The sequence below is a fragment of the Kitasatospora sp. DSM 101779 genome (assembly GCF_025655475.1).
In the GTDB taxonomy this organism is placed as follows: Bacteria; Actinomycetota; Actinomycetes; order Streptomycetales; family Streptomycetaceae; genus Kitasatospora.
Map to the genome: position 1 here is coordinate 1,890,478 of NZ_JAHTIK010000001.1, position 15,237 is coordinate 1,905,714.

The window sequence follows — 15,237 nt, forward strand, 5'->3', positions numbered from 1 at the left end:
GCCCGGGACATCCGGTACCCATGACGCCAGGGAGGGATGTGTCCTTGATCTTCCGTCGGATTCGCACCACCCGCAGACCCGCCGCGGTCTGCCCCTACGCCCACCAGCACGCGCCCCAGCCGCCCGTGGCCCCGGCACCCGTCGAGCCGGCGCCGGCGGAGGCGCTGGTGGGAGAGGCCGTCGCCTTCGTCCGCCAGTTCCACCGGGAGCAGCCGGGCACCGGCGACCCCGCACCGCGGGTCCGCCGGGTGCTCGCCGAGATCGAACGGACCGGCAGCTACCGGCACACCCCCGAGGAGCTCGCCTTCGGCGCCCGGCTGGCCTGGCGCAACGCCGCCCGGTGCATCGGCCGCCTCTACTGGCGCAGCCTGGTCGTCCGCGACCTGCGCCACGTCGACACCCCGGACGCGATGGCCGAGGAGTGCTTCGAGCACCTGCGGACCGCCACCAACGGCGGCCGGATCCGCCCGGTGATCTCCGTCTTCGCACCGGACCGGCCGGGTCGCCCCGCCCCGCGTATCCTCAACCAGCAGCTCGTCCGCTACGCCGGCCACCCCGACGGGGACGGCGGCTGGACCGGCGACCCGGCGGGCGCCGCCCTCGCCGAACGGGCCCGCGGGCTCGGCTGGAAGAGTGGCGAGGACCGCTTCGACGTGCTGCCGCTGATAATCCGCGACCGGCCGGGCGAGGAGCCGTACTGGTACGAGCTGCCCGACGACGCGGTGCTGGAGGTGCCGCTGCGGCACCCCGAGCACGCCTGGTTCGAGGGGCTCGGCCTGCGCTGGTACGCCGTGCCCGCGATCAGCGACATGACCCTGGAGATCGGCGGCGTCCGCTACCCGGCGGCGCCGTTCAACGGCTGGTACATGGGCACCGAGATCGGCGCCCGGAACCTGGCCGACGCCGACCGGTACGACATGCTCGGCGAGGTGGGGCGGCGGCTCGGCCTCGACACCGGGTCGGAGCGGACGCTCTGGCGCGACCGGGCGCTCGTCGAGCTGAACGTGGCGGTCCTGCACTCGTACGAGCAGGCGGGGGTGACGATGGCGGACCATCACACGGAGTCGGCGCGGTTCCTCGCGCACGTCGCGCGGGAGCAGCGGCACGGCCGGCCCACACCGACGGACTGGAGCTGGATCGTGCCGCCGGTCTCGGGCGGGCTGACGCCGGTGTACCACCGGTACTACGACCCGGTGGATCCGGACCTGCGGCCGGCCTTCCTGGCGAGGGAACAGGGGGCGACCTGAGCGGGGGCGAGCCGGGCGGTCGCGGGGAAAATCGCTGGCCGGGGGGCTGACGGATGGTCACAATGCGCGGGTGGACCAGAGTGTGCGGCGCAGTGTGACGGCAGTGGTGACCTTCGAGGGCGAGACGCTGGGGGAGGTCGGGCCGTTCGAGGTGGACCATCCGCGGTGGCAGGAGGTCGGTCCGGTCGCCCGCGGGCTGGAGCAGCGGCTCGGGGTGCCGGTGCTGGTGCTGCGCCTGGTGTCCGTGACGGGCGGGGAGGCCGGGCGGGGCGGCCACGTGGTATACCACGCGGAGGCGCTCCGCCGGCCCGAGGCCGTGCTCGACGAGGGGTCCGCCCGGCTGGCGGAGGACCCGCTGCGGGCGGTCTGGGCCACGGCGGACGGCCTGCGGGCCGCACTGGCCTGGGCCGAGGAGGCGCTGCGGGACCGCGGCCGCCCGGCGACCGGCCCGGCCGAGCAGGTGAAGAGCTGGAACCTGTCGGGCCTGGTCCGCATCCCCACGGCGGACGGGCCGGCCTGGCTGAAGACCACACCGCCGTTCGGCACGGACGAACACCGGCCGATCGCACTGGTCGCCTCGCTGGACCCGGCCCTGGTGCCGGGGGTGATCGCGGCGGCGCCCGGCCGGCTGCTGCTGGAGCACGTGCCGGGCGAGGACTGCTGGGGGCTGCCGGAGGACGCCATGCTGGACGCGATCGGACGCACGGTCGCCGTGCAGGCCGGGCTGGCCGCAGCGCTGACTGCCGACCCGGCGGCGCGCGGGCTGCGCGACCGCTCGCCGCGACGGGTACTGGAACAGGCCCGGGAACTGCTGCCCCGGCTGGACGACCTTTCGGCCGAGGAGCACGGGCGGGCCGGGGCACTGCTGGCTGCCCTGCCCGCGGTCATCGAGGCGCTGGACGCCTGCGGCCTGCCGCTCACCCTGGTGCACGGCGACTTCCACCCGGGCAACTACCGTTCGGACGGCAGCGCCACGGTGCTGGTCGACTTCTCGGACGCCTTCTTCGGGCATCCGGCCTTCGACGGGCTGCGGCCGCAGGACTTCCTGGGCGAGCGGCGCTGGGCGGACGTCCGGGCCGTCTGGGCCGCCGCCTGGTCGGCGGCGGCCCCGGGCTCGGACCCGCTGCGGGCGCTGGAGCTCGCGGCGCCGCTGGTGCACCTGGGCTACGCCGTCCGCTACCAGGAGTTCCTGGACGGGATCGAGCGCAGCGAGCGGATCTACCACGAGGGCGATCCGGCCTCGGAGGTGCGGGCCGCGCTGGCGGCGGCCGACGCTCTCAGTGTCCCGGGCCGTTGAGCAGTCCGCAGACGAAGTCCTCCTCGACGGCCCGCAGTTGCGCGAGCAGCGCGGGCCGGGTGCTCTGGCTGATCTGCTCGGTGACGGAGACCGTCACGGCGCGGCGGCCGTCGGGGGGTGGCAGCGGCGAACTGGGTGGAGCCGGCGGTGCTGCCGGTGTGGCCGTACACGGTGCCGCAGCGGGTGGTGTAGCGGAACAGCGCGAGGCCCGCCGCGTTGGTGCCGGGCCCGGCGGGTTCGGAGGAGCCGGGCACCCAGGCCGTCTGCTGCTGCCGGGTGGCGGGCTTCAGGCCACCCGACGGACCAGGGGCGAGCCGGATTCGCCAGCAGCACCACTCCCGGACTGCGCAGTTCCCGGCGCCCCGTATGTGGTTGACCGACTGCCTACGGCTTGGGACCGGCCGAGGGGTGCCGCAGGGCGAGGCCGTCGAGGAGGGCGTCGAGGCCGGTCTCGAAGGCGCCCTCGTCGATCGTGCGGCGGTGTTCGGCGAGCCGGTGGGCCTCGCCGAGGTGCGGGTAGTCGGCGGCGTAGACGGCGGCGTCCTCGGGGAAGCCGCCGGCGAAGGAGCCGAGGGCGGAGCCGGTGATGAAGTAGCGCATCAGGGCGCCGATCCGGGTGGCCTGGCCCCGCGGCCAGCCGGCGTCGACGAGGCAGCCGAAGACTGCGTCGGCGAGGCGCAGCGCGTTGGGGCGGCGGCCGGGGCCCTGGGCGAGGACGGGGACGACGTTGGGGTGGGCGGCGAGGGCCGCGCGGTAGCTGCGGGCCCAGTCGCGCAGGGCGGTGCTCCAGTCCTCCGGCGCGTCGAACATCGACAGGTCGACCTCGCCCATCACGCTGTCGACGACGGCGTCGAGGAGGTCGTCCTTGGTGGCGAAGTGGTTGTAGAGGGAGGGTCCGCTGACCGAGAGTTCGGTGGCGAGGCGGCGGGTGGAAAGCGCGTCCAGACCGTCGGCGTCGACCAGGGCGAGCGCGGCGTCGACGATCCGCTCGCGGCTGAGCAGCGGGGTGCGCGGGCGGGCCATGCGGTCGCGGCCTCCGATCGGGTGGGGTGTCACACATTCTTGCAGGCGGCCCCTTCCGCGGGCGGGGCGGTGGGGCTACGCTCCCATTAAAACTTGCACTGCTAGTTTATGGAGTGTCCGCCGCCATGAATCTTGAGCTGTCCGAGGAGCAGGCCGCCGTCCGCGACCTCGCCGCGGCCTTCACCGACCGCGAGATCGTGCCGCACGCGGCCGCCTGGGACCGCGCCGAGTCCGTGGACCGCGACATCGTCGGCAAGCTCGGCAAGCTCGGATTCCTCGGCCTGACGATCCCCGAGGAGTACGGCGGCAGCGGCGGCGACCACCTGGCGTACTGCCTGGCACTGGAGGAACTCGGCCGCGGCGACTCCGCGGTGCGCGGCATCGTCTCCGTCTCGCTCGGCCTGGTCGGCAAGTCGATCGCCGGGTACGGCACCGAGGAGCAGAAGCGGGCCTGGCTGCCCCGGCTCACCTCCGGCGAGGTGCTCGGCTGCTTCGCCCTGACCGAGCCCGGCACCGGCTCCGACGCGGCCAATCTGACCACCCGGGCCGTGCGGGACGGCGACGACTGGCTGATCACCGGCGGCAAGACGTTCATCACCAACGGCACCTGGGCGAAGGTCGCACTGGTCTTCGCCCGCACCGGCGAGGACGGCCACCGCGGCATCACCGCCTTCCTGGTGGAGACCGGCCTGCCCGGCTTCGAACGGCGCACGATCCACGGCAAGCTCGGACTGCGCGGCCAGGCCACCGCCGAGCTCTCGTTCGACAACGTCCGGGTGCCGGACGGCGCCCGGCTCGGCGCCGAGGGCCAGGGCTTCCGGGTCGCGATGTCCGCGCTCGCCAAGGGCCGGATGTCGGTCGCGGCCGGCTGCGTCGGCATCTCCCGGGCCTGCCTGGAGGCCGCGGTGAAGTACGCCGGCGAGCGCGAGCAGTTCGGCAAGCCGATCGCCTCCCACCAGCTGGTGCAGGAGCTGCTCGCCGACATCGCCGTCGACGTCGAGGCGTCCCGGCTGCTCACCTGGAAGGTCGCCGACCTGATCGAGCGCGGCCTGCCCTTCGCCACCGCGTCCTCGACCGCCAAGCTGTACGCCAGCGAGGCGGCGGTGCGCGCCGCCAACAACGCCCTGCAGGTGTTCGGCGGCTACGGCTTCATCGACGAGTACCCCGTCGGCAAGTACCTGCGCGACGCGCGGGTCATGACCCTCTACGAGGGCACCAGCCAGATCCACAAGCTGCTGATCGGGCGATCCCTGACCGGCATCAACGCGTTCTAGAGTCCACGAGACACGATAGGAGCCCGACGAAGTGCGTCCCGTCTACTTCGCCGCCGCCCGCCGCACCCCGATCGGGCGGCTGCGCGGCGCGCTGTCCACCGTCCGGCCTGACGACCTGTCGGCCGCCGTCCTCTCCGGTCTGCTGGCCGACGTGCCGCAGCTCGACCCGGCCCTCATCGACGACGTCTACTGGGGCGCCGCCAACCAGGCCGGCGAGGACAACCGCAACGCCGCCCGGATGGCCGTGCTGCTCGCCGGGCTGCCCGACAGCATCCCCGGCGCCACCGTCAACCGGCTGTGCGCCTCCGGCATGGAGGCCGTCACCGCCGCCGCCCGGACGATCGGCTCCGGCGAGGCCGAGGTCGTCGTCGCCGGCGGCTGCGAGTCGATGACCCGCGCCCCCTTCGTGCTGCCCCGCCCCGACGAGGCGATGCCGCACCGGATGGAGACCTTCGACACCCGGCTCGGCTGGCGGCTCACCAACCCGCGGATGAAGGAGCTGCACGGCGTCCTCTCCATGGGCGAGACCGCCGAGGAGGTCGCCGCGCGCTACGGCGTCACCCGCGAACAGCAGGACGCCTTCGCGCTGCGCAGCCACCAGCGGGCCGCCGCCGCCCGCAAGGACGGCCACTTCGACGCCGAGCTGCTGCCCGTCGTCCGGCCGGACGGGGTGACCGTCTCCGAGGACGAGTCGATCCGCGAGGACACCACCCTCGAGAAGCTGGCCCGCCTCACGCCGGTCTTCCGTGCGGGCGGCACCGTCACCGCGGGCAACGCCTCGCCGATGAACGACGGCGCCGCCGCGCTGCTGCTGGTCTCCGAGGAGGCGCTCGGCCGGCTCGGCCTGGAGCCGCTCGGCCGCTACGTGGCCGGCGCCTCGGCCGGCGTCCACCCGGACGTGATGGGCATCGGCCCCGTCCCCGCCACCCGCAAGGTGCTGGCCCGGGCCGGCTGGCAGGTCGGCGACGTCGAGGAGGCCGAGTTCAACGAGGCCTTCGCCGCCCAGGCCCTCGCCTGCGTCAACGAGCTCGGCTTCGACCAGGACCTGGTCAACCCGAGCGGCGGAGCGATCGCGCTCGGCCACCCGCTGGGCGGCTCCGGCGCCCGCATCCTCACCACCCTGCTGCACCGCATGCGCCGGACCGGCGCCCGGCGCGGCCTGGCCACCATGTGCGTCGGTGTCGGACAGGGCACCGCCGTACTCGTCGAGAAGAACTGAGGGAACATCAGATGACGCGATTCGCAGGCAAGGTGGCCGTGGTGACCGGCGCCGCCCAGGGCATCGGCGCGGCCACCGCCGCACGGCTCGCCGAGGAGGGCGCGACCGTGGCCGTCGTCGACCTCACCGCCGAGCGGGCGCAGGCCGCCGTCGACGCGATCACCGCCAAGGGCGGCACCGCCCGCGCGTACGGCTGCGACGTGGCCGACTACGACGCGGTCGACGCCGTGTTCGCGCAGATCGTCGAGGACCTCGGCGCGCTGCACATCCTGGTCAACAACGCCGGCATCACCCGCGACAACCTGTTCTTCAAGATGGCGAAGAACGACTGGGACGCCGTCCTCACCGTCAACCTCACCAGCGCCTACAACTGCAGCCACGTGGCGCAGAAGTACATGGTGAAGCAGAAGTACGGCAAGATCGTCTCGCTGAGCTCGCGCTCCGCCCTCGGCAACCGCGGCCAGGCCAACTACGCCGCCGCCAAGGCCGGTATCCAGGGTCTGACCGCCACCCTGGCGATCGAGCTCGGCCCGTTCAACATCAACGTCAACGCGGTCGCCCCCGGCTACATCGCCACCGCGATGACCGCCGCCACCGCCGAGCGGGTCGGCTCCTCCGCCGAGGACCACCAGGCGATGGCGGCCGAGCGGACCCCGCTGCGGCGGGTCGGGCAGCCGGAGGAGGTCGCCTCGGTGGTCGCCTTCCTCGCCAGCGAGGACGCCTCGTACGTCAGCGGCCAGACGCTGTACATCAACGGCGGCGCCCGCTGACGGACGGGACGCGTCCGCCAGCACCGGCTCGGCAACGGGCGGGCTTACCGAATCCGGGGGTGGTCTTTACCCGATCCGGTGGCCCATCGCGGTGATGGCGACGGCCCCGGGGTGACTATGGATCAACGGGCCCCGGCCCGGTGGGATGTGGGGTGCCGACCGACCGGTCGGCACCCCTCCACCGAGGAGTCCCATGGGCACGCATCCCGTCACCGCGGGTCCCCGCTCCACCGTCCGGGCGCTCGCGCTGCTCGCCGTCGGGGCCACCGCCCTGGCCGGCGGCACCGCCGTCGCCCGGCCGGCCGCCGGGTCCGCCTTCCACGGGCCGGCCGTCCACGTCCGGCCCGCGTCGAGCGGCCACATCAGCGCGGCCGGCCGCACCGCCCCGATATCGACCGCCGAGTGCGTCGCACAGATCGGCATCCACTGCTACTCGCCGCTGCAGTACCGCACCGCCTACAACCTCGACCCGCTCTACCGGCAGGGCGTCACCGGCAAGGGCCGGACGATCGTCATCGTCGACTCCTTCGGCTCCCCGACGATCCAGCACGACCTGGAGGTCTTCGACAAGCAGTGGGGGCTGCCCGACACCAACGTCGAGGTGGTCAAGTGGGGCAACGTGCCGCCGTTCGACCCGACCAACGAGGAGCACACCGGCTGGGCCGGCGAGACCACCCTCGACGTCGAGTACGCCCACGCCATCGCCCCGGACGCGCACATCGTGCTGGTGGAGACCGGCGTCGCCGAGACCGAGGGCGTCACCGGCCTGCCGGAGATGATGGACGCCGAGAAGGCGCTCATCAAGGCCGGCCGGGCCGACGTGATCTCGCAGAGCTTCGGCGCCACCGAGAACACCTTCCCCGGCTTCGACAAGCACGACTTCTCGTCCATCGAGAAGCTCCGGTACGCCTTCAAGGAGGCCGCCGCCCGGGACGTCACCGTGCTCGCCGCCTCCGGCGACAACGGCGCGACCGACGCCATGGAGAACGGCTCCGACCTGTACCCGTACAAGGTCAACTCCTGGCCGTCCGCCGACCCGCTGGTCACCTCCGTCGGCGGCACCCAGCTCACCCTGGACGACAAGGGCGCCCGCACCGCCCCCGACAAGGTCTGGCACGACGACTACGGCGCGGCCGGCGGCGGCGTCTCCGGGGTCTTCGAGCGCCCCTGGTACCAGGCCGGCGTGGCCAAGGTGACCGGCAACCACCGCGGCACCCCGGACATCTCGATGAGCGCCGCCGTCGACGGCGCGGCCTGGACGTACGAGTCCTACGACCCGACCCGGGTCGGCTGGCACCTCACCGGCGGCACCAGCGAGGCCACTCCGATCTTCTCGGGCGTCGTCGCCCTCGCCGACCAGCTCGCCGGGCACCGCCTCGGCCAGCTCAACTGGCGGATGTACGGCCTGGCGATGCTGCCCGCCAAGTGGAGCGGCATCACCGACGTCACCGCGGGCGACAACTCCTGGGACAAGGTGACGGGCTACCAGGCGGCCCCCGGCTACGACCTCGCCTCGGGCCTCGGCACCGTGGACGGCACCCGTTTCGTGCACGCGCTCGCCGGACGCTGACCCGCCCCGCACCTCCGGGCCGTCCCGCCGCTGTCGGCGGGGCGGCCCTCCGGCGTCCGCGGCCCTCCGGTGGCCGACCCGCGCCGGACGTCAGCCCTCGCCGGACGTCATCCCTCGGCGGACGTCATCCCTCGCCGGACGTCATCCCTCGGCGGACGTCAGCCCTCGGCGGCGGCCGCAGCCAGCTTCGCGAGGTAGCGTTCGGCGGCCCGCAGCTTGCGGCCGTCCGGGCCCGGCAGGTGGGCCCGCAGCTCGATGATCTCCGGGGCGATCCGGATCGCCTCGACCGGATCGGCCACCGCCCGCCAGCAGGCCTCGGCGTTGGTGGCCGCCCGCTGGGTCTCCGGGTCCTCCGCCCCCGCGGTGCCGAGCAGCGCCAGGGCCACCTCCCGGTACAGGTCGGCGGCCAGCACCGTACGGCCCGCCAGCCGGGAGACGTGTGCGCGGACCTGACGGACCTGCAGCACCTCCGGGGCCGCCGTGCCGTGCACGGCCACCGCCTCCTCCTCCAGGGCGAGGGCGAGTTCGGCAGCGGTGTCGTGCTCGCCGGCGTCGGCGGCCCGGACGATCCGGCCCACCGCGTCCCGGTAGTCCGAGGCCGGCTCCGCCGCGGGCTCCGCGGAGGGGGACGCCTCGGTCCGCTTGCCCAGCTCCACCCGGTCCGTCCGCTTGCCCAGCTCCACCCGGTCCGTCCGCTTGCCGAGCTCGACCCGGGCCGCGCGCGTACCCGCCGCGGCCCCGGGCTCCTCGGCCGATGCGCCCATCGGGTCGGGGACGACCGCGGTCCGCGCGAGTTCGGCCGTCTCGGCCGCCGCCTCCGTGGAGAGCGGCGGCGGCACCGGCGGGTCGCCGGGCAGCTGCTTGCGCAGCGACACCGGGCGGGGCGGGCGCGGCGGCGTGGGCGGCACCCCCGGCTTCAGCAGCGAGACCGGGCCGCGCGGCACGGCCTGCTGTTGCGCCTTGGCCAGGGTGATCCGGGGCGCGGCCGAGGCCGGTGCCGCCGGGCGGGGCCGGCCGGGGCGGGCCCCGGGCCGCTTCGGCTGGACGGCCGAGGGGCGGGGTGCCTCGTTGAGCCGGGCCTCGGTGGAGGTGTCGCCGATCTGCCGCGAGGTGTTCCGGAAGACCGGGCGGTCCGGAGCGTGCGACTGCAGGACGGCGGCCTCCGGCCGGAGCACCGAGTGCACCTGCCCGCGCAGCTCCTCCGGCGCGAGCACCGGTCCCGCGCCGGGGACGCCGACGTGCAGCACCTCGATCAGCGCGCGGGTGAACGTGCCGACCTGGTCCGGGTCCGGGTTGACCACGGCCCACAGCGGCACGCCGTCGGTGAGCGGCGAGATGGTGCTCTGCACCAGTGGCCAGGCGGTCTGGTCCGCGCTCAGGTCGCCGACGACCAGGGTGTCCCACTCCTGCGGGCGGTGCTGCAGCTCCGTGGCCACGGCGTGCCAGGGCAGGGTGTCGTGCGAGCGGGCGTCACGGAGCGTCAGGAAGAGCTGCTCGCCGCGCCGGTCCGTGACCAGGTGCCCGCCGATGTGGACGAGCAGCGGGCCCGGGTGCCGGGCGGCGGCGCGCAGGTGGGCGAGGACGGTCTGCGGGTCACCGGCACCGGGGAGGTGGACGGCGTCGACCGCGTCCGATGCCAGCAGGACGTGCGGGGAGACGGCCGCCAGCATCGCGGACAGCACCGGCGCCTGCGAGCTGCCACGGCCCCAGGGCCGGCGACCGGTACTGCCGTAGCCGCCCTCGACGACCAGGATCCGGCCGCGCAGGCCGGCGCCGAATCCGCGCAGCTGCGGGGCTGCGGGCTGGCCGGTCGGCCCCGGGCCGGGCGGGACCGTCGCAGCGGTCAGGGGCGCAGCCGCAGGCGGCGGCACGGGTGCCGGGCCCGGCGGCTGCGGCGGCGGGGCGGGCGGCAGGGTGATGGCCGGCATGGTGGCCGTCCAACCGGTGTGCGGCACGGGAGCGGGCGGCTCGGCCTGCTCCTCGCCGGGCCGGTACCCGGCCGGCCCCGGGGGCGTGTCCGTGTCGAACGGTCTCCGCTCGCCGCCGCCGGAGGCCGCTGTCACGTCCGCCACGCCCGGTCACCGCCCCGCCCCGCCGCCCGCCGCGGCCTCGCCCTTGACTGCGCGATGCCCGCCACCACGCACGATTTCGCCACCATACGGGGTGATCCCGGGCCCTTTCCAGGCCGGGTCTTCGATCACCCCCCCGGCGGGTGGCGGAGCCGTCGGTCCGTCAGTAGGTCACGGTGATCCGGCGGGCGGGCCCGTCCACCCGGACGGTGCCGCCGTAGGGGATCACCACCTGAGGGTCGGTGTGGCCGAGGTCGACGTCGAACACCGCCATGGTGTCCGGCGCGTACGCCGCCAGCGCGCGCAGCACCGCCTCGCGCTGCTCCGTCCGGTGCGCGGCGCGCTGCCCGGCGTCGTTCGGCCGGTCGAAGGACCATGCCTTCGCCCGGCCCATCAGCAGCGCGGGGAAGCGGGCGAGCAGCCCGCGCTCCCCCATGTTGCGCAGGATCCGGAACACCTCCTCGCCGGACGGGAGTTCCTCCGAGGTCTCCAGGAAGAGCACGCAGCCCTCGTACGCCTCGGGGCTGCGGATGCCCCGGTCGGCCATCAGCAGCCAGCCGAGGATCTCCAGGTTGCCGCCCCAGCTGACCCCCTCGACCACCCGGTCCGGCCGGTGCCAGGTCCAGCCCTCGGCGGGCTGCATCTGCGCCTCGGACTCGAAGGTCGCCGGGTCCTGCCAGGGCCGGTCGACGTCGTTGAACTCCGCGGGCTCGGCCAGTTCGTACGGGCCGGAGGTGAAGAGCGCGGCGCGCGCCGAGGCCCCGGTGACGGGGTGCAGCGCGCCCGGTCGGCCGAACTCGGTCATCACGGACGCGCCGTGGTAGCCGACGATGCCGAGGTTCCAGAGGTGGGTGAGCAGGTTGGTGTTGTCGCTGAACCCGAAGAACGGCTTCGGGTTGGCGCGGATCAGCTCGTCGTCCAGGTACGGCAGCACGGTGATCTGGTCGTCGCCGCCGATGCTGGCGATCACGGCCTTGATCTCCGGGTCGGCGAAGGCCGCGTGGATGTCCGCGGCCCGCTCCTGCGGCGAGCAGCCCGTCCGCCGGGTGGTCGGGTACTCCACCGGCTTCAGACCGAACTCCTCGGCGATGCGGCGCAGACCGAGGTCGAAGGGCAGCGGCAGGACGGCCGGCAGACCGGAGGACGGCGAGAGGATCGCCACCCGGTCGCCGGGCTCCGGCTTGGGCGGGTACAAGGGAGCTGTCATGCTCCGATCGTAGATTCGACCCGCCCGTGCGCCGAAGCCGATTTCGGCAGCGCGCACGAGAGCCGGCCGCCATGACGGTCGGTCAGTTCGGCTGCTCCCGGACGACCAGCAGGGTCTTGCCGGTGGTCGCCCGCGACTCGATCGCGGCGTGCGCCTCGGCCGCGCGCTCCAGCGGGAACCGCTGCCCGATCACCGGTCGGAGCCGGCCGGCCGCACCCTCGGCGAGCGCCTCGGCGGTGACCTCACGCAACAGTGCCGGGGCCGGCCGGGCCGGTGAGACGAGTTCCACTCCGCGGGCCGCGGCCGTCTCCGGCGGGATCGCCGCCCAGCTGCCGCCGGCCAGGCCGTAACTGACCATCCGCCCGCCGGGCGCGAGCAGTTCGAAGGCGTCCCGGGCGAGGTCGCCGCCCACACCGTCGAGGACGACGTCCAGCCCGCCGGCACCGGCCCGGACGAGCTCCGGCCAGCCGGCGTCCCGATAGTCCACCGCGAGCTTCGCGCCGAGGCGCGCCGCCACGGCCGCCTTGTCCGGGCCGCCCGCCGCGCCGGCCACGGTCGCACCCGCGGCCGCGGCCAGCTGCACCAGCAGGCTGCCGACGCCGCCGGCGGCCGCGAGGACCAGCACCCGGTCCCCGGCACCGACCCGGCCGGCACGCAGCTGGAGGAGCGCGGTGCGGCCGTCCGCGAGCAGCGCGACCGCCTCGTCCAGCGCCAGCCCCTCCGGCACCGCGACCAGATCGGCGGCGGCCGCGAGCGCCCGCTCGGCGTAGCCGCCGGAACCGCCGGTGGAGGTCACCACCCGGCGGCCCAGCAGGGCCCCGTCCACCCCCTCGCCGACCTCCGCCACCGTGCCACCGACCCCGTTGCCGGGCACCAGCGGCGGCACCGCGGCGAACGGGCCGCGGCCGCTCGCCCGGAACTGCGTCTCGACGAAGGTCGTGCTGGCGTACGCGACGTCCACCACGACCTGCCCCGGACCGGGCACCGGATCGGGCGCCTCGCCCGCCACCAGCACCTCGGGCCCACCGAACTCCGTCAACCACACCGCACGCACGACCGCTCCCCGGCTCGTTCCGACCCCGCACCCCCAGCCTGCAGGGTGAAGCGGACTTCAGGTCAAGCGGCGGAGCCGGATCACGGCACGACCCGGGTCACACCGCGGCGATCGGGCCGGTGTACCGGTCGGTGTAGTGGGCCAGGTACTCGGCGAGCTCGGACGCGGCCGGCACCTCCTCGTGCTGCAGCGCCTGCCAGAGCCGGTTCTCCACCCAGAAGCGGTAGGCGAACTCCTCGAAACCCGCGGCACACCGGGCGACCGCGGCACTCAGGTCCGCCGGCCCCTCCGCCTCCTCCCACTCCGGCAGGCAGGCGAAGTCCAGCGGCGATCCCACCACGAACGCCTCCCCCGAGGGACGCAGGTACAGGTACCAGAACACGCAGTCCTGCTGGTCCCGCAGGAAACGGACCAGACGCGCACCCGGCTCGAACGGGCTCGGCAGCGGCTGCGACACGTCCGTCCAACAGGCCGTCACCGAGACCTCGTCCAGCACGTCGTGGCAGCGGGCCGAGGTCAGCAGGGCCACGAAATCGGCGGGCAGCTCACAGCCCGTACCGGCCAGCGCCGCCGCCACCCCGTCCAGCAGCGCCACCCGCTCCGGATCGGCCGGCCCCAGCCCGCCCAGCCAGCCGAACCCCCCGTCGAACCGGCCCGCCGCCAGCGGCGGCAGCCCCTCGAAGGGGTACCACTCATAGGTGCCGCGGCACGGCCGGTGCACCCCCAGATCGGTGGCGCACCACGCCGGGACGAACTCCACGGGCCGATCGGACCCCACGCTGCTCTCAGTGCTCACGGTGCTCACGGCTGCTCCTCCGGACGCGCTCGGCTGCTCCCTGCGCATCCTGCCGTCCGCCACTGACAATGGCCGGGGCCCGGGAATCAGCCGAGGTGGGAGAGGAGAACGGCTGCTTCGGCCCGGAGCCGCTCGGCACGGTCCGGGCGGCCGGCCCGCTCGTACGTCTCCGCCGCCTCGGCCCGCTCGGCGGCCTCGGCCCGGACGATCCCCACGATCTGTTCCTCCGTCAGCTCGCGGCGGGGCGCCTCGGCGGCACCCGCACCGATCGGGATCAGCTCGACCGCGAGATGCCGGTCGGCGCCCTCGGGGCGCTCCACCGCCTCGGCGTTGTCCAGCGCCGCGAGGGTGGGCCGCAGGGCATCGACGGCCACCTTGTCACGCGCCTTCATGGCCACCGTGAGGGCGGCCCGCAGACGGGGACGCAGGGGCAGGTCCGTACTCGTCGACTCACTCGTCATTCCCGGACGCTAACCGGGCTGCCGCCTCCGCCGCGACCGAATTCACGGGTGGCCCAGGGGCGCGGGGAACTGAGCGATCCGGATGCGGCTCGCCTTGCGGACCAGGGCTCGGCCCCGAACCTCACGGGCTGCCCACTCCCGGATTGCGCAGTCCCCGCGCCCCTGACTTGGCTGCTCACCCCGAATCAGTGGGTGCATCCACCCTCGCGTTGCGCAGTTCTCCCCAGCCTTCGGCCGGGAGGTGCTCCCACGCGTCCCGGGGGTGCTGACCCTCGGTTTGCCCTCTCAGGCGGCGAGGAGGTCGCGGAGGAGGGCCACGGTGTCCGGGTCCAGGTCGCGGCCGGTGCGGCGGCTCAGGGCGTCGAGGCGGTTGACGGCGCGCACGAGTTGGTCGCGGGCGCCCGCGGAAGCGTACGCGTAGAACAGGTCGCGGTGCAGGAGTTCGACGTCCGGGGCGACCGCGAGGGCGCGGAAGATGGCGGCCTCCGCGGTCCGGTGGTCGCCGTACTGGAGGCGCCGGACGGCGAGTTCGTGCGCGGTGTCGACGATCGCGGCGAGCATGTCCTGCCGTTCCGGTTCGGCCCAGCCGTACGCGTCGGCCGGGGCCTCGGCGAACGGTGCGCCGCGGACGAGGGCGAGGGCGTGGGCGAGCGCCGCATCGGCGGTGGAGCTGGTGGAGCGCATGCCGCGGCGGTAGAGCCCTCGGAACTCGTCCCAGTCGCAGCTGACGGTCGGGGCGAAGGTGTAGCCGTCCGGCTGGTCGGTGCGCAGGTGGGCGCGGCCGTCCGCGGAGGTGCCCAGCCAGGCGGCGAGGCGGGTGAGTTTGCCGGGTAGCGGGCTCGCGGCGAGGGAGGGTGCGAGGTCGGCGAGGTGGGCCGCGCCGGGGTGCAGTTCGCGGTCCAGGGTGGCGTGGTCGATGCCCGGGCGCAGGGCGATCAGCGCGGCGAGTTCGGTGAGGCGGGGGACGGCGGCGGGCTCGGTGGTGCCGGTGGCCCCGGTGACGTCGACCGGTCCGAGGACCCTGAGCCTCGGCGCGGTGCGGCTGGTGTGGGCCTCCGGCGAGCGGAGGATGGCGAGCAGTTCGGCGCTGTCGGTGCGGGCCGCGGCCGCGCGGGGCGAGGTGGTGGCCGGGGCCGCGACGTCGGGTGCCGGGTCGTGGGTCGGCGTCGGCTCCGGTGCGGGGGCCTGGTCCCCGGACCGGTCGGTCTGCTGGGGCAGGGTGGGCCGCGGCGGGCGGCCCGGTCCGGTGG

At 74.9% G+C, this 15,237-nt stretch carries 13 protein-coding genes and 1 pseudogene; 6 read left to right on the forward strand and 8 right to left on the reverse strand.

Going from position 1 to position 15,237, the window contains the following annotated elements:
* Window positions 1-125 precede the first annotated feature (125 nt).
* Together KSNIM_RS08750 and KSNIM_RS08755 are read left to right on the forward strand one after the other, a co-directional pair.
* Window positions 126-1,247, forward strand: a complete 1,122-nt coding sequence (locus tag KSNIM_RS08750; protein ID WP_263107874.1) for a nitric oxide synthase oxygenase — start codon at window positions 126-128, stop codon at window positions 1,245-1,247.
* Between the two features lie 70 nt (window positions 1,248-1,317).
* Entirely contained in the window at window positions 1,318-2,544 is a 1,227-nt protein-coding gene (locus KSNIM_RS08755; RefSeq protein ID WP_263102658.1) for an aminoglycoside phosphotransferase family protein, read from the forward strand.
* Here the strand turns inward: KSNIM_RS08755 and KSNIM_RS08760 are convergent.
* Together KSNIM_RS08760 and KSNIM_RS08765 are read right to left on the reverse strand one after the other, a co-directional pair.
* A pseudogene (locus KSNIM_RS08760) lies at window positions 2,525-2,813 on the reverse strand (peptidase S12); the annotation flags it as partial. The gene KSNIM_RS08755 and the pseudogene KSNIM_RS08760 overlap by 20 nt on opposite strands.
* A gap of 115 nt (window positions 2,814-2,928) precedes the next feature.
* The gene (locus tag KSNIM_RS08765; RefSeq protein ID WP_263102659.1) at window positions 2,929-3,567 is read right to left on the reverse strand and encodes a TetR/AcrR family transcriptional regulator; all 639 of its coding nucleotides are present in this window, start codon (window positions 3,565-3,567) and stop codon (window positions 2,929-2,931) included.
* Between the two features lie 125 nt (window positions 3,568-3,692).
* Here KSNIM_RS08765 and KSNIM_RS08770 point away from each other — a divergent pair, with 125 nt between their 5' ends.
* The 4 genes from KSNIM_RS08770 to KSNIM_RS08785 all read left to right on the forward strand — a co-directional run bounded on the left by KSNIM_RS08770 (window position 3,693) and on the right by KSNIM_RS08785 (window position 8,400).
* Window positions 3,693-4,841 (forward strand): acyl-CoA dehydrogenase family protein, encoded by a 1,149-nt coding sequence (locus KSNIM_RS08770; protein ID WP_263102660.1) that lies wholly within the window; start codon window positions 3,693-3,695, stop codon window positions 4,839-4,841.
* 31 nt (window positions 4,842-4,872) lie between these two features.
* Window positions 4,873-6,060 (forward strand): thiolase family protein, encoded by a 1,188-nt coding sequence (locus tag KSNIM_RS08775; protein ID WP_263102661.1) that lies wholly within the window; start codon window positions 4,873-4,875, stop codon window positions 6,058-6,060.
* Between the two features lie 11 nt (window positions 6,061-6,071).
* A complete protein-coding gene (gene fabG, locus KSNIM_RS08780; RefSeq protein WP_263102662.1) occupies window positions 6,072-6,830 on the forward strand; it encodes a 3-oxoacyl-ACP reductase FabG in 759 nt (252 codons plus the stop codon).
* 193 nt (window positions 6,831-7,023) lie between these two features.
* Window positions 7,024-8,400, forward strand: coding sequence for a S8 family serine peptidase (locus tag KSNIM_RS08785; RefSeq protein WP_263102663.1), 1,377 nt, complete (start codon window positions 7,024-7,026; stop codon window positions 8,398-8,400).
* Window positions 8,401-8,558: 158 nt separating this feature from the next.
* Here KSNIM_RS08785 and KSNIM_RS08790 read toward each other — a convergent pair whose 3' ends face one another.
* The 6 genes from KSNIM_RS08790 to KSNIM_RS08815 form a co-directional block, all read right to left on the reverse strand.
* Window positions 8,559-10,472, reverse strand: coding sequence for a hypothetical protein (locus KSNIM_RS08790; RefSeq protein ID WP_263102664.1), 1,914 nt, complete (start codon window positions 10,470-10,472; stop codon window positions 8,559-8,561).
* Between the two features lie 160 nt (window positions 10,473-10,632).
* Entirely contained in the window at window positions 10,633-11,676 is a 1,044-nt protein-coding gene (locus KSNIM_RS08795; protein WP_263102665.1) for a S66 peptidase family protein, read from the reverse strand.
* A gap of 82 nt (window positions 11,677-11,758) precedes the next feature.
* The gene (locus KSNIM_RS08800; RefSeq protein WP_263102666.1) at window positions 11,759-12,730 is read right to left on the reverse strand and encodes a zinc-binding dehydrogenase; all 972 of its coding nucleotides are present in this window, start codon (window positions 12,728-12,730) and stop codon (window positions 11,759-11,761) included.
* Between the two features lie 97 nt (window positions 12,731-12,827).
* Window positions 12,828-13,535 carry a hypothetical protein gene (locus KSNIM_RS08805; protein WP_263102667.1) on the reverse strand — a complete coding sequence of 236 codons (708 nt, stop codon included), beginning with the start codon at window positions 13,533-13,535 and terminating at the stop codon, window positions 12,828-12,830.
* Window positions 13,536-13,612: 77 nt separating this feature from the next.
* Window positions 13,613-13,987, reverse strand: a complete 375-nt coding sequence (locus KSNIM_RS08810; protein ID WP_317634001.1) for a GatB/YqeY domain-containing protein — start codon at window positions 13,985-13,987, stop codon at window positions 13,613-13,615.
* A gap of 285 nt (window positions 13,988-14,272) precedes the next feature.
* Window positions 14,273-15,237: BTAD domain-containing putative transcriptional regulator (locus KSNIM_RS08815; RefSeq protein WP_317634002.1), on the reverse strand; the 965-nt coding region annotated here is incomplete at its 5' end.